Source organism: Enterovibrio calviensis DSM 14347, from assembly GCF_000621165.1.
Classification (GTDB): domain Bacteria; phylum Pseudomonadota; class Gammaproteobacteria; order Enterobacterales; family Vibrionaceae; genus Enterovibrio; species Enterovibrio calviensis.
Genome location: NZ_JHZA01000011.1, coordinates 202,946 through 217,136 on the forward strand (window position 1 = coordinate 202,946; position 14,191 = coordinate 217,136).

The 14,191-nt window shown below is 49.0% G+C and carries 11 protein-coding genes; 8 read left to right on the forward strand and 3 right to left on the reverse strand.

Annotated elements, in window-relative coordinates:
• The first annotated feature begins 13 nt into the window (after positions 1-13).
• On the forward strand, positions 14-1,540 hold the full coding sequence (locus Q365_RS0112070) for a CYTH and CHAD domain-containing protein (RefSeq protein WP_028023583.1): 1,527 nt from the start codon (positions 14-16) through the stop codon (positions 1,538-1,540).
• Positions 1,541-1,601: 61 nt separating this feature from the next.
• Here Q365_RS0112070 and Q365_RS0112075 read toward each other — a convergent pair whose 3' ends face one another.
• A complete protein-coding gene (locus Q365_RS0112075; RefSeq protein ID WP_028023584.1) occupies positions 1,602-2,402 on the reverse strand; it encodes a potassium channel family protein in 801 nt (266 codons plus the stop codon).
• Positions 2,403-2,516: 114 nt separating this feature from the next.
• Between Q365_RS0112075 and Q365_RS0112080 the strand changes: the two genes are divergently transcribed.
• Together Q365_RS0112080 and glnE are read left to right on the forward strand one after the other, a co-directional pair.
• Positions 2,517-4,115, forward strand: coding sequence for a methyl-accepting chemotaxis protein (locus Q365_RS0112080; protein ID WP_028023585.1), 1,599 nt, complete (start codon positions 2,517-2,519; stop codon positions 4,113-4,115).
• A 173-nt stretch (positions 4,116-4,288) separates the two neighbouring features.
• The gene (gene glnE / locus Q365_RS0112085) at positions 4,289-7,135 is read left to right on the forward strand and encodes a bifunctional [glutamate--ammonia ligase]-adenylyl-L-tyrosine phosphorylase/[glutamate--ammonia-ligase] adenylyltransferase (protein ID WP_028023586.1); all 2,847 of its coding nucleotides are present in this window, start codon (positions 4,289-4,291) and stop codon (positions 7,133-7,135) included.
• A 97-nt stretch (positions 7,136-7,232) separates the two neighbouring features.
• Here glnE and lpxL read toward each other — a convergent pair whose 3' ends face one another.
• Positions 7,233-8,162 carry an LpxL/LpxP family Kdo(2)-lipid IV(A) lauroyl/palmitoleoyl acyltransferase gene (lpxL, locus tag Q365_RS0112090; RefSeq protein ID WP_028023587.1) on the reverse strand — a complete coding sequence of 310 codons (930 nt, stop codon included), beginning with the start codon at positions 8,160-8,162 and terminating at the stop codon, positions 7,233-7,235.
• 216 nt (positions 8,163-8,378) lie between these two features.
• Between lpxL and hldE the strand changes: the two genes are divergently transcribed.
• Positions 8,379-9,809 (forward strand): bifunctional D-glycero-beta-D-manno-heptose-7-phosphate kinase/D-glycero-beta-D-manno-heptose 1-phosphate adenylyltransferase HldE, encoded by a 1,431-nt coding sequence (gene hldE, locus Q365_RS0112095; RefSeq protein ID WP_028023588.1) that lies wholly within the window; start codon positions 8,379-8,381, stop codon positions 9,807-9,809.
• A gap of 173 nt (positions 9,810-9,982) precedes the next feature.
• Here hldE and tolC read toward each other — a convergent pair whose 3' ends face one another.
• A complete protein-coding gene (gene tolC / locus Q365_RS0112100; protein WP_028023589.1) occupies positions 9,983-11,311 on the reverse strand; it encodes an outer membrane channel protein TolC in 1,329 nt (442 codons plus the stop codon).
• A gap of 243 nt (positions 11,312-11,554) precedes the next feature.
• On the opposite strand from tolC, the gene nudF reads away from it, so the two are divergent.
• From nudF to yqiA, 4 genes are read left to right on the forward strand one after another with little or no spacing between them, the layout of a single operon-like run.
• Positions 11,555-12,187, forward strand: coding sequence for an ADP-ribose diphosphatase (gene nudF, locus Q365_RS0112105; RefSeq protein WP_035024899.1), 633 nt, complete (start codon positions 11,555-11,557; stop codon positions 12,185-12,187).
• A gap of 35 nt (positions 12,188-12,222) precedes the next feature.
• Entirely contained in the window at positions 12,223-12,651 is a 429-nt protein-coding gene (locus Q365_RS0112110) for a DUF1249 family protein (protein ID WP_028023591.1), read from the forward strand.
• A gap of 51 nt (positions 12,652-12,702) precedes the next feature.
• Positions 12,703-13,527 (forward strand): 3',5'-cyclic-AMP phosphodiesterase, encoded by an 825-nt coding sequence (cpdA, locus tag Q365_RS0112115; protein ID WP_028023592.1) that lies wholly within the window; start codon positions 12,703-12,705, stop codon positions 13,525-13,527.
• A gap of 2 nt (positions 13,528-13,529) precedes the next feature.
• Positions 13,530-14,108 (forward strand): esterase YqiA, encoded by a 579-nt coding sequence (gene yqiA, locus Q365_RS0112120; protein WP_028023593.1) that lies wholly within the window; start codon positions 13,530-13,532, stop codon positions 14,106-14,108.
• The last annotated feature ends 83 nt before the right edge of the window (positions 14,109-14,191 follow it).

Sequence of the window (14,191 nt, forward strand, 5' to 3'; positions counted from 1 at the left end):
TATAGGTACCTTTATGGAAACTGAGATAGAGTTAAAGTTTTTTGTCTCGTCGGACTTTTCGCGACAGATCCGAGACAAAATTGCTGATTTAAAGGTATTGCAGCAACGCCAGCGAAACCTCGGCAATATCTACTACGATACCCCTGATTTTTTGCTGCGCCAGCACGATATTGGTTTGCGGGTGAGACGATACGACGATGTATTTGTACAAACCCTGAAAACCGCCGGACGTGTTGTTGCAGGCCTTCACCAACGACCAGAATACAATGCGGAGCTTGATTCTCCCGTTCCCGATCTCTCGTTGATCCCAGCCGATGCTTGGCCTGAAGGGCTAGATATCGAGGCGCTTGGTGCCAACATTCATCCTCTCTTTTCGACCGATTTTGAACGCCAACAATGGTTACTTGCGATGCCCGACAGCAGTCAGGTAGAGCTCGCCTTTGATTGCGGTGATGTCACCACCACTGATGGCGGTTACGATCCTATCTGTGAGGTGGAGATTGAACTGAAATCAGGCCAAACGGATGCTTTGTTTGTATTAGCCCGAGAGCTTGCTGAAAACGGCGGACTGCGTCTGGGCAACTTGAGTAAAGCTGCGCGAGGCTATCGCCTTGCTACAGGTTATCAAGGCGACACCGTTAAACCGTTATCGATTGTAAAGGTGGTTGATGCAGAGTCGACCGAGCAAGCGTTTGTTACCGCCTTGGAACATGCGCTTGAGCATTGGCATTACCACGAGCAGATTTACGTCGAGCGGCCTGAGCCAGATGCCATTTTCGAGATGTGCAATGCAGTGGCATTGATCCGCCAAGCATTGGCACTGTATGGAGGTTTAATTCCTCGTCGCGCCAGTGCGTTGCTTCGTCAAGAACTGCAATGGCTTGAAGGTGAGCTGGAATGGATCAACGAAGCGCGCGCCATCGAGCGCTTGGTCGATGACAAAGGCTACTTCCTAAGAAAGCTGAACGTGCAGAAGCCGTTGTTGGCAAAATTGGGTGAAAGCTATGAAGCACTGCCGGAGCGCTCTGAAGTGCTCGAGTTGCTTCACTCTGCGCGCTACTGCAATTTGCTGCTTGATCTTAGCCGTTGGATTTTGACGCGTGGCTGGCAACCTTTTTTGGATGACAAAGCGCGCGAGAAATTGGCGGAGCCGATTCGAAGCTTTGCAAACCGTGCATTAACGACGTCTTGGAATGAGTTGTTAAGTGTCTTTTCGCTTGAGCATGAATTGGATCGTTTCGGTTACTTGGATCAACAACCGCGTCTGACGCGTAACTTGTTGTCGGGTTGCTGTGTTGCTGCACTTTATGATGCAGAAGATCGTGAAACATTCAGATTGCCTTGGTTGGATCTTCTTCAAGGGATTGACGATATTTTGTTGCTCGATCCTGTGCGTAAATTAGCAGAGCAGGAAGACTTCAGTGATGAAGACAAAGCGCAGATTGAGAAATGGTTGCGCCGCAAGGAAGAATCCTTGTCGCATGCCATGATGCAATCTCGTCAGATTGGATTAAATCTAGACCCTTACTGGGACGAGTAGGCTTTGCCTGAAACGTGATTTGGTCAAGAAGTCTAGACATCAAAAGTAGCGCCTGATGGCGCTATTTTTTTGTCTGCTCGTCAATGGATGAAGCCGGCGGGGCAGAAAGCGCCTCTAGGCGTTTTTCCATGGCTGACAACTGCGAGAGGATTTGGTCTTGTTGAACCAATAGCGTGTTCAAGGTTTCTCGCTGACGTTCAGCTTGTTCCTGCTCTTTCTTCTCTGGCTTGGTGATGTAAGACGCCACCAAGCCTGTCACCGCACCAAAAATAGCCACCCCACAAATGATCACCACGACAGATATCGCCCGCCCCACGGGCGTTACCGGATAATGATCGCCATACCCAACCGTAGAAATGGTGACAAACATCCACCAGATTGCATCAGTCAGACTCGTGATGTTGGCGTTTTCTGCCGGGCTTTCAAACGTAAAAATGGCGGCAGAGCCTGTCGAAATCAGCACAGTCATAAGCAGCAATATGCTGGCGAGTGTGGTTTCGTTTCGATTTTTGCTCATGTAGGTCAGTAATGGCTCGCTGACCTTAAGCAATCTGACCACCCTGAAGATTTGGAACACGCGGGCAAATCGAAGTGCTTCGACGACGGGAATACTGGCAAGTATGTCGATCCAGTGCGTTTTCAAATAATTGAGCTTGTTGTCACTTTTGAGAAAATGTACCGAGAGTTGGAGCAAGAAAATTAGACAAATCAGCGTATCGATGCCGAGCAGTAAGGTATAAAGGGGATCACTTTTGGGTAATAACAGAATGGTACTGACAACACACAATGAGACGAAAGAGAGCAGTAAGCTCAACAAGCTCATCGGATTAAGATCTAGGTTTTGTGTTTTGTCGTCAGTCATCGTTCAATTAATTACCTTTGCTGCCGTTAAAAGTAGAGCGAAAAGAAGGCTCGATGCCTCGTCGCTCTAGTGTATCGCAACCGATGTGATGCAATGATTAAGGAGTCACGTAGAATGTCCCAGATGATATTCAAGCCTTGGGAAAAGGCTGTCAGTAACATCAAACTCGTCCCTAAACTTGTGCTGCTGATGGTATTTAGTACCGTGTTGCTGATTGCAAAGCAACTGTGGGACGCCAATACATTTCGAGAGTCTGTTACCACGGTGACGGAAAAACAAAGCCACGGTCAGGCATTACGCAGTGCGGAACTTGCTAGCGTCCTCCTTGCGTTGCCGCAAGGAACCACATTGTTGGAAAACGTCGCCGACCGCGAAAATTCGACCAGCACCGATAATGAATATGTCTTTTTCGCTAACTCATCCACGGGTGAGGTTCTCGCGCACCCAACGATTCGTGACTTCAAGGGGTTAAACTTGTCACTCGAAAGCGGGCGTATGTTGGACGAGCAAATGCGTAATGCACAAAGCGACTTCACCTATCATCTGACAGGGCAAGAGCGTCATGGCTTTGTCGTTCCTGTTAAGGGCACGGATTGGCTAGCCATAGCATCGCAACCTGATTCTGCAGCAAATCAGTATTACCAAGCTTACCTTGTGCAAGTGGCTTGGCAAACCGCGCTGATGATTGTCGCGTTTATGGTGATTTTACTCGGCGGTTCTCGATTGATGCTCCGTCAGATTAACTACTTAATTGACTGTATTCGCGCTATGGCACAGCGAAATTTAAGCCAACCAGTAGTGATGGAATGTAACGATGAGTTTGGAGAGCTGGCCCGTGAACTCGAAAAAACGCGTGCTCAGTTAGCGAGTGTGATTAAAACGCAGCGAACGTCTTCCGAAGATCTGTCTTCTATGGCTGAAGTGATGAGCATCAGCATGGATGAAACACGAGAGTCGGCGAAAGAACAATTTGGTGAAATTGATCAGCTGGCATCGGCCATGAGCGAGATGACCTCTACGGTACAAGAAGTGGCAGGCCACGCTCGTGCAGCATCAAAAGCGACAGAAAACTCCCGCGCTCAGGCCGTCAGCGGTCAACAATACGTGAGCAACACCATCGGGACGATTAACAAGCTGTCTGACGATATTCGTGAATCGGCTCAAGTGGTCAATCAAGTCGAAGAGCGAGTGGAAAAAATCAGTTCTGTGGTGGTCACCATTCAAGGGATCTCAGAGCAAACGAACCTTCTGGCATTGAATGCGGCGATTGAAGCGGCACGTGCGGGTGAGCAAGGTCGAGGTTTTGCCGTGGTTGCGGATGAAGTGCGTAATCTTGCGCAAAGCACACAAAAAGCGACGGTTGAAATTCAGGAGATGATCAGCCAATTGCAATCCTCCGCTCAACAAGCCGTTGGCTTGATGGAACAGAGCGTGGTGGAGGCGGTTGAGAGTGTGGCGTCGGTGAGCAAAGCAGGGGATGAATTGAACCTGATTGTTGAGCAGATAGCGCAAATCAATGATATGAACTTCCAAATTGCTTCAGCGGCGGAACAGCAAGCATCCGTGACGGATGAAATGAACCTGAACCTGAACAATGTAAGAGAGCTGGTACAGGCGTCGGTGACCGTGGTGACGGAGTTGGCAGAAACCTCTGGCGACATACAAAATAATGCGGAAGCACTGGATTTGAAAATAAAAGAGTTTGCAGTCTAGTCTCTGCACGCGAATCAAGAAGCCCGCACCTTGTGTGGGCTTTTTTTATGATATTTTAATAACGCGACACTCAAACTTAGCTTCGAAAAACGAGGTTCTTGATAAGGTTTGGGGAGATCAGCGAGACAGTTAGCAAAGAAACCAAAATAGAATTTTTGATAGGAAAGTATCAGATGTCGTTGCCCATGGAACTGGAAACTTGCGCGGCACGCAGGTTAGAAGCACTTTTTGAGAATCAGCCGGAAAACCTTGCCCGTTGGCAGGGGGAATCGCGTGAAACGCTGACCCGCACGCTGGCGCTAAGCGATTTTATTGCTGAATCCATTCTGCATGACAACACCTTGCTGCCTTGGCTTGAGGAAAACCTGCCATCTGGCCTACGTGCGCCTCAGTACAGAAAACGACTCAAACTACAGCTTGAAACGCAGCAAGATGAGAACGGCTTGATGCGAGAATTACGTCGTTTTCGCCGACAGGAAATGACGTGGCTAGCGTGGCATGATTTCAATAACACCTTGTCATTAGATGACAGCCTGTCACACCTGTCTAAGCTGGCTGAAGCGTTGATCATGGAAGCCTATGGTTGGCTCTATCGTCATTGCTGCAGCGAGTGGGGAACACCTTGCGATGCAGAGGGTAACCCGCAGCCTATGTTGATCCTCGGGATGGGGAAACTCGGTGGCGGCGAGCTGAACTTTTCATCTGATATTGATCTTATTTTCACCTACCCAGAAAACGGCGAGACGCAGGGTGCGCGACGGAGTATCGCTAACGCCCAGTTCTTTACCCGTTTGGGACAGCGTTTGATCAAGGCGCTGGATCAACACACCTTTGATGGCTTCTGTTATCGCGTTGATATGCGTCTGCGTCCGTTTGGCGACAGCGGCCCATTGGTCATGAGCTTTGCTGCACTGGAAGACTACTACCAAGAACAAGGTCGGGATTGGGAACGTTACGCGATGATCAAAGCGCGTGTCATGGGCAAAGAGCAGTTTGATTGCTATCAAACCTTACGCCAAATGTTGCGTCCTTTTGTGTTCCGTCGTTATATCGATTTCAGCGCGATCCAATCACTACGCCGAATGAAAGCGATGATCCGCAGTGAAGTCCGTCGTCGTGGGCTCAGCAACAATATTAAGTTGGGGGCGGGCGGCATTCGTGAAATTGAATTCATCGCACAATCCTTTCAGCTGATCCGTGGCGGGCGAGATCCTATTCTTCGCCGACGTGGCCTGTTCTTTACCCTTTATGCGATTCGCGAACTGGGTTTGTTGCCTGAGCCAGAAGTGGATACGTTAGAAGCGTCTTATCGCTATCTGCGCCGTGTTGAGAACCTGCTGCAGGCGATTGACGATAAACAAACGCAAACCTTGCCGGATAGCCCTATCGATCAGTCACGTTTGGCGATCGCGATGGGCGAGCCTAGCTGGGACGATCTTTTGGCGGCAATTGGCAGCCACATGCAAGGCGTTCACACCGTCTTTGACGATCTTATCGGTGATGAAGAAGAAAGTGATGGTGAGAAGATCGCTGAAGATTTTATTGAGATTTGGGACGCTGCACGCGATCCGGAGCTGGTGGAGAAAATCCTTGTCGATATCTCTGCTAATCATGCCGCTGAAAAGGCGCAAGCCTTACTGAGCTTTAAAGAAGAATTGGCCAAACGAACACTAGGGCCTCGTGGTCGTGAAGTGATGACCCGTTTAATGCCGGTGGTTCTCAGCCAAATTGTCTGTCGCGAAGACAGCCTTGCGGTGCTTGAGCGTGTGTTGAAGCTGTTGGTGAGAATCGCCACCCGTACGACTTACCTTGAACTCCTTGATGAGCACCATGGTGCGATCACCCAATTAGTGCGCTTGTGCGGTGCTAGCCCAATGGTTGCCGATCAATTAGCGACCTATCCGATCCTGCTGGATGAGTTGCTTGATCTCCAGCATCTCTATAATCCGACACCGATCGATCAATACCGCAACGAGCTGTTTGATTTCTTGGCCCGTATTCCTGAAGAGGATATGGAGCAGCAAATGGAAATGATCCGCCAATATAAGCAGACCCAGTTACTGCGCATTGCCGCTGCAGATATCGCGGGTGTGTTGCCCGTGATGAAAGTGAGCGACCACTTAACCTATCTGGCTGAAGCCATTGTGGAAGCGGTGGTGAATCAAGCGTGGTATCAAATGGCGGAGAAATATGGGCAACCTACGCATTTGCTCGGTCGAGAGGGTCGCGGCTTTGCGGTGGTGGGTTACGGAAAAGTCGGTGGGATCGAACTCGGGTATGGTTCGGATCTGGACGTGGTTTTCTTGCATGATTGCCCTGACAATGTGTATACCGATGGCCCGAAAGAGATTGATGGTCGTCAGTTCTACCTGCGTCTGGCGCAGCGTATTGTTCACCTATTTTCTACGCGAACAGCCTCGGGCGTTTTGTACGAAATCGATACCCGACTTCGTCCATCTGGCGCGTCCGGCATGCTAGTGACGACGCTCGAATCGTTCCAAGAATACCAGAATACCGAAGCGTGGACGTGGGAGCACCAAGCCTTGGTACGTACGCGTTTGATCTATGGTGATGCAGCGTTGGGGCAGGGGTTTGCCAAAGTGCGTAAGCAAGTGCTCACCCAAGCGCGCGACATCGATAAATTAAGAAAAGATGTGGCAGAGATGCGGGTGAAAATGCGTGAGCATCTGGGGAGTAAAGAGAGCGGGAAGTTTCACGTTAAACAAGATCCTGGCGGGATCACTGACATTGAATTTCTCACGCAATTCTTGGTGCTTGCTAACAGCCATGAAGAATCGGCGTTAACCCGATGGAGTGACAATGCCCGTATCCTTGAAGACATGGCACAAGCTGGGATTTTGGCAACAGCCCAAGCACTTGCTCTTCGCGATGCTTATGTAGCAATGCGTGATGAGATTCATCGTCTCAACTTGTTGGATGCGTCTGTTGAAATCGCCAATGATCGTTTCTGTCATGAGCGTGAAGTGGTGCGTGATGCGTGGAAAGCATGGATGGAATAAATGCGCGCCCAATAGCCCGATAAGCCCGATAGCTAGACACAAAAAAAGCCAGCAGTGATGCTGGCTTTTTCGCGATCTTTGTCTGTGATGGAGAGTGTTAGTCGTAAAGCGACGGCTCACCTTCAGGACGGCTTTTGAAACGGCGATGCAACCACATGTATTGCTCAGGTGCTCGCATGATAGAGCGCTCTACAAATTTGTTGGTATAGATTGCAGCGGCTTCTTCATCGTCATACGGGAAGGCATCCATCGGCGGATCTAGGGTCAGTGTATACCCGGTACCGTTGCGATCACGCGTGATGGTAAATGTCATCACTTTCGCTTTGCCTGCAGAAGCAAGAAGGTGCGTCCCTGTTGTTGTACAGGCTTTCTCTACCGCAAAAAAGGGTGCCCATGCATAACGGTGGCGACCATAGTCATGGTCTGGTGCATACCAAAGGAGCTCACCCTTGCGCAGCTCTTTGACCATGCGTTTTACATCGCGGCGCTCAATGGCACCATTTTCACGGGTACGACCTCGGTATTGGAACCAGTCGTACACTGGGTTGGTATTTGGGCGATAAACGCCATAACCCGATGTGTGCACACCAAATGCGCGAGCACCTAATTCAAGGTTGAAGGAGTGAACCGCGACAATCAGCACACCGTCTTTATCGGCTTTAATTTCATCAAGCTGTTCAAAACCCACGAACTTCATGTGTTTTCTGATGCGCCACTTTGGCCAAAACCATGCCATACAGGTTTCAAAAAGTGCCAGCCCCATATGTTGAAAGTTCTCTTTCAACATCGCATTGCGTTCACCGCCCGTCATTTCAGGGAAGCAAAGTTGAAGGTTGCGATCGGCTATTTTGCGACGACTTTTGAAGAATTTCATGATCAGAAGACCAAGGTTCTGACCTAAAAAGCGCTGAACGCGATAAGGCAGCCAACTGATGAGAAACATCAAGCCAACCCCAATCCACGTATGCAGATACTTAGGATGTAGATAAGACCATTGGAATGTCGGTGCGTCGTGTGTTCGACTCATGGCGATTATGTGTTTCCTGACTCAGTCGATATACAGAAGAAACGCATTGTAACCTTAACGCTGACGATACCCAAGTAACCTGAAGACACAGTATTCAGAGAGTTTTTTTGGCTTGAAGGCTGGCAGAGCCGCGCGGTTAAGGCTGTGAATCCTTCATCTTGAGGTTACTCGGGTATATGGTAATATCGCCACGTTCCTTTGTCCGTGGAGAAAACGATGAAACTCACTTTGCCTGACTATCAGCAAGCCGATGTTCTGGTTGTTGGTGATGTAATGTTAGACCGCTACTGGTATGGCCCAACTGGCCGCATTTCACCTGAAGCGCCAGTTCCTGTGGTGCAAATCAATCAAACTGAAGAACGTCCAGGCGGCGCGGCGAACGTGGCAATGAACATTGCAGCGCTCGGCGGTAAAGCGCGACTGATTGGCCTTGTTGGTCAGGATGAACAAGCTCAGGTGCTGAACGACACCTTAAGTTCACTGAAAGTGGATTGTCATTTTGTGGGTTTGGCGGATTACCCGACTATCACGAAATTGCGCGTGATGAGCCGTAACCAACAACTTATCCGTCTGGATTTTGAAGAAAGCTTCCGTAACGTGGATGTGCAGCCGATCTTAGAGCGCATTGAAGCCGCGTTGCCGCAAACCAAAGCGATGATCTTGTCAGATTACGCGAAAGGTGCGCTAGAGAATGTTCAGCCAATGATCCAATTGGCGCGTAGCGCGGGTATCCCAACGCTGGTGGATCCGAAAGGCGCGGATTTTGAACGCTACCGCGGTGCAACGTTGTTAACACCGAACATGAGTGAATTTGAAACCGTTGTGGGTGCGTGTCTGTCTGAAGATGACATCATCGAAAAAGGCTTAGGGCTTATCCGTAAGTTTGAGTTCGATGCATTGCTTGTGACGCGCAGCGAACACGGCATGATGCTTCTGCAAGAAGGTCATGAACCACTGAACTTGCCTACACTCGCCAAAGAAGTGTATGACGTGACAGGTGCTGGCGATACCGTGATTTCTGTATTGGCATCATCGCTGGCTGCAGGTAAATCACTGGCTGAAGCGTGTGCGCTGGCTAACGCAGCGGCCGGTGTGGTTGTGGGCAAACTGGGTACCTCGACGCTTTCTACTATTGAGCTGACCGAAGCGGTACATGGTAGCCACCAATCGGGCTTTGGTGTTGTGACCGAAAACCAATTGATTGCAGCGGTTCAAATGGCAAAAGCACGTGGCGAGAAAGTCGTGATGACCAATGGTTGTTTCGATATTTTGCATGCAGGTCATGTGGCTTACCTGAACGAAGCGGCTAAATTGGGCGATCGCTTGATTGTTGCTGTGAACACGGATGAGTCTGTTCGCGGTCTCAAAGGCCCAGGTCGCCCTGTGAACCCAACGGATCGTCGTATGGCGGTGTTGGCGGGTTTGAGTGCGGTGGATTGGGTTGTGCCTTTCGGTGAAGAAACACCTCAGCGTTTGATCAGTGATGTGCTGCCAAGCTTGCTGGTAAAAGGTGGTGACTACAAACCGGATGAGATTGCAGGCGGCAAAGAAGTGATTGCGGCAGGTGGTGAAGTTCTAGTACTGAATTTTGAAGACGGTTGTTCAACCACTGAAATCATCAATTCAATCCTGAGCGGTCATAACTAACGGATTGCGTTTTGGCGTTAAGAATTAAAAAAGGCACCGCATCTGCGGTGCCTTTTTGTTTCTGTTTCAACGTAGGCTCTGTTTTCAGAAATCTACGTTTATCGATAAGTTGATCGATGTGTTGAGCGCTACGTTGAACGGTATGTTTTCAACGAAACGTTTGAACCAAATGCTTATTTCTTCTGAGTGATCAGACCGCTGTTGACTTCAACCAGATCGTTTTCGCTCAGTGTGCCAACCGCTTGGCGCAGTTGAAGAACACTGACGATGTAGTCGTAACGTGCATTCGACAAGTTGCGGTTTGCATCGTAAAGGCGACGCGTTGCATCCAAAACGTCAACAATGGTACGTGTGCCCACTTCGAAACCAGCTTCTGTCGCTTCCAACGCAGAGCGTTGTGAAACAACGGTTTGCTCATACGCACGAAGTGCGCCAATGCTAGCGTTGATGTTGTTGAAGAATGCGCGAACATCTTTCACTGTGGTGCGATAAGTGCCTTCAAGCTGCTCAGATGCGGCAACATAGTTGTACTGCGCTTCTTTTACACCAGCGGTGATCGAGCCACCTGAATAAAGTGGCATCGCAAAGTTAATGCCACCAGACAACTGATTGTTGCTTGCATCACGCGTTGAGTTTGACTTGTTGTTTTGGTCGGTGTAACCGTAACCTACATCTAGTGTCAAAGATGGCATGTGACCGGATTCAGCCAAGCTGATGCGCTCTTTCGCTGCATCGCGAGAGATACGTTGTGCCAACAAGCTCAAGTTAGTCTCTTCTGCTTGTTGAACCAGCGCTTCTGGCGTTTGGTCAGGGCGTGTTGCCGAGAACGATTTGGTATTCAACACATTGAGTGATTCATGGCGCTGACCTGTGATTGCACGCAGCTCTTCGTAGCTGTTGCTCACTGAGTTCTCTGACAGGATTTCTTGCGCCAGTACTGAGTCAAACTGCGCTTGCGCATCATGGACATCAGTAATGGCTGACAAACCCACTTCAAAGCGCTGCTTGGTTTGTTCTAGCTGACGACCAACCGCGGCTTTTTCTGCACGAACAAACGTCAGGTCATCAATCGCACGCAACACGTTGAAGTAAGCTTGCGACACACGAAGGATAAGCCCTTGTTGCTCAACGGCGTAAACTGCGTCTGCTTGACGGGCAGTGATTTCAGCGATGTCTAAATTGATCCAGCTATTTTGGTCAAACAGCTCTTGGCTCAAATCCACACCTGCAGTTAGCGTGTCTGTATCGAAGAAAGGACCGTTAGAGCCTTCGTCACTGTTTCGGATAAGGTTGTAGCCAGCTGATAGATTGATTTGAGGCAGAAGCGTACCGCGATTTGTATCAACAGCCGCGAAGGCTGCATCGCGTGTTGCTGCTGATTGCAGCAATTGCGGATCGCTTTGTTTTGCCTGCTCGTACACTTGGATCAAGTCATCTGCGCTAGCCATAGAAGCAGCTGTACTCAGCGCTACTCCGATGAAATAGGGAAGCAATTTCTTCATAAAGGTAATCCCTGAACTTTTCGTTGTTATATAAATTGCCAAAAGGTAATCGGCCTAGTGTAAACCATGCTCGCTTACTTGAAACTGACAATATGAGGATTTATTAAGAAAAATTGGTCGTAAAAGCATCGAAACCTAGACCTCATTCAAATATTTCTGCAATCCATACCAAAAAAGTGAAGGTTTAGGATTGCGGGCACGTATTTGTGAGACTTATCATTTGCAACCCGCTCGGAGGCCATGATGGGACAAAACGTGTCACAAAATATGCACCCCAATCAGTTTGGTGAAGATGACGTCGAGATTGAACGTTCTGACGTTGTCTATAATGGTTACTTTAAGATGGTAAAATATCGCTTCCGTCATCGCCTGTTTGCGGGTGGTTGGAGTGAGACCATTGAGCGTGAACTTTTCGAGCGAGGGCATGCGGTGGCAATGCTCCCTTATGATCCTGTTAGTGACAAGGTCGTATTGGTCGAGCAGATCCGCATAGGTGCCATGGCTGCGAGCCCATCGCCTTGGCAGTTGGAAATTGTCGCGGGTATTATCGATAAAGATGAGACACCAGATGCGGTTGCTGTTCGTGAAGCCGAAGAAGAGGCTGGGCTTTCAGTGAATGAACTGGTGCCAATGACCAGTTACCTGTCTAGCTCTGGCGGCTGTTCAGAACGCATTCATTTGTATTTGGGCATTGTTGATGCCAGTCGTGCCGAAGGTATTCACGGCTTGCCTGAAGAAGGTGAAGATATTCTGGTTCACCTTGTGCCGCGCACGACCGCAATGCAATGGGTTGAAGAAGGCAAAATTGAAAACGCGGCGTCGATCATCGCGTTACAGTGGTTAGCATTAAATTTAAAGAAATGGCGTGAAGATTGAGTAGTACATTCATCTGACCGCTTGCGGGAAGAAATATGTTGAGACGAGGGTATCATGTTGATCTATCAGCTTTGATGCGAATGTACGAAACCAATTATGCCAAGTTGCTGCGACTGATGCCCCGTCAGGATGATGTCGGTGAGTTCTGTGTGTATGACATACAGGGAAATGAATTCCAATTAGATGTGGTTGAGTCGACACGTTACACCACCTTATTGGATATTTGGCAGCGGGGAGAGATCCCTCATTATTTGAGACCTCGGCTCACGGTTCGGATGTATCACGATGCACGAGTCGCTGAAGTGTGTACTAGTCAGCAGATTTCTCGAATTCAGCCGAGTTATGATTATCCGAATCCACGAATGCACCAGCGTAATGAGAAACATCAGATTAATGCGTTTCTCTCCGACTGGTTGGGACATTGTTTGCGAAACGGAATAGCAAAACACAATATTATTTATTAGTTTGACGCGTTAACATGTCGACGCGTATTTACCATCAGGATTTTCAAGACGTTGCGGACTTGCCATCAACCTAGCCAACACAGCCAGACCGTCCGGTTGTTGCAAATTACAGATACCCACCTTTTTGCCGACCCTTATGGCTGTTTGCTGGGGGTGAGTACGGCTGCGAGTTATCATGCCGTGGTGGCAGAGATCCAAGCTCAAAACGTTGAATTTGACGCGATTATCGCGACGGGTGATTTGTCTCAAGATCACACTGAAGAATCTTATCAACGCTTTGTGGACGGTATATCGCCTTGGTCTCAACCTTGCTATTGGCTGCCGGGCAATCACGACTATCAGGCAGAAATGCAAAAAGTCTTGGCACAGTCGACACTCGTACGCTGCGACCATGTATTGATTGGTGAAGATTGGCAATTGGTGATGTTGGACAGCCAAGTAAAAGGCGTTCCTCATGGTCGTTTGTCGCCCGAGCAATTGTCAATGTTGGATACGGCGCTGTCGGCTAACCCCGACCGTTACACCTTAGTGTTGTTGCACCATCATCCGCTCCCTGCGGGCAGTGCATGGCTTGATCAGCATCAGCTTCACAACCAAGAAGACTTCTGGAACTTGGTTGCGAGACACAATAACGTGAAAGGGGTGGTATGTGGACATATCCATCAAGCGTTGGATGTTCACCACAATGGATGTCGTGTGATGGCTGCGCCATCAACGTGTATTCAATTCTTGCCTGATTCTGATGATTTTGCTCTCGATTCAACCAATCCAGGATGGCGAGAAATTTCGTTGCATCATGATGGCACGATAAGTTCCACAATCGGACGCTTGGACGGCAGCGAATTTCAACCTGACATGAATTCGTCAGGTTACTAAAGATGCCGTCTTTACTGCTTTATATCCACGGTTTTAATAGTTCTCCCTTGTCAGCAAAAGCGCAGCAAATGAAGGCTTGGTGCGGCGCTCACCGACCTGACATAAAGCTGGAAGTTCCCCGCCTTGCCTGTTACCCTGCCGACGCTGCGAGCCAGCTAGAGCAGCTTGTTGAGCACTATAAAGGTGACTATCGTATCGGTTTGGTAGGTAGTTCTTTAGGGGGATATCTCTCAACATGGCTCAATAGCAAATATGGCTTTCGAGCTGCATTGGTTAACCCTGCTGTGAAACCGTATGCGCTGCTGGCAGATTACCTTGGCCCGCAACAAAATCCGTATACCGGTGAACAGTATTTGCTAGAACCTCATCATATGGATGAGCTCAAAGCGCTGGATACAGAGTTCATTACACATCCCAATTCAATTTGGCTGTTACAGCAGGAAGGCGATGAAGTGCTTGATTACAGGCAAGCCGTCTCCAAGTATCTGGGGTGTAAGCAAACTGTTGAAGCGGGCGGCGATCACGCTTTCGTCGGCTTTAATAGATATCCCGCTGAGATTATTCAATTCTTAGGACTGTGACTGTAACTCACAGAATGATCGCACCAGCTGTGTCATTATTTGACAAGCTAGCGAACCTTCACAGACCATGTGACAAAATTTAG

Bases quoted from the DNA above. Each gene is read 5' to 3' on its own strand.
- lpxL (WP_028023587.1), bottom strand. From the start codon at position 8,162: ATGAGTCGAACACACGACGCACCGACATTCCAATGGTCTTATCTACAT.
- nudF (WP_035024899.1), top strand. From the start codon at position 11,555: ATGGGACAAAACGTGTCACAAAATATGCACCCCAATCAGTTTGGTGAA.
- Q365_RS0112070 (WP_028023583.1), top strand. From the start codon at position 14: ATGGAAACTGAGATAGAGTTAAAGTTTTTTGTCTCGTCGGACTTTTCG.
- Q365_RS0112080 (WP_028023585.1), top strand. From the start codon at position 2,517: ATGTCCCAGATGATATTCAAGCCTTGGGAAAAGGCTGTCAGTAACATC.
- Q365_RS0112075 (WP_028023584.1), bottom strand. From the start codon at position 2,402: ATGACTGACGACAAAACACAAAACCTAGATCTTAATCCGATGAGCTTG.
- yqiA (WP_028023593.1), top strand. From the start codon at position 13,530: ATGCCGTCTTTACTGCTTTATATCCACGGTTTTAATAGTTCTCCCTTG.
- Q365_RS0112110 (WP_028023591.1), top strand. From the start codon at position 12,223: ATGTTGAGACGAGGGTATCATGTTGATCTATCAGCTTTGATGCGAATG.
- hldE (WP_028023588.1), top strand. From the start codon at position 8,379: ATGAAACTCACTTTGCCTGACTATCAGCAAGCCGATGTTCTGGTTGTT.
- tolC (WP_028023589.1), bottom strand. From the start codon at position 11,311: ATGAAGAAATTGCTTCCCTATTTCATCGGAGTAGCGCTGAGTACAGCT.
- glnE (WP_028023586.1), top strand. From the start codon at position 4,289: ATGTCGTTGCCCATGGAACTGGAAACTTGCGCGGCACGCAGGTTAGAA.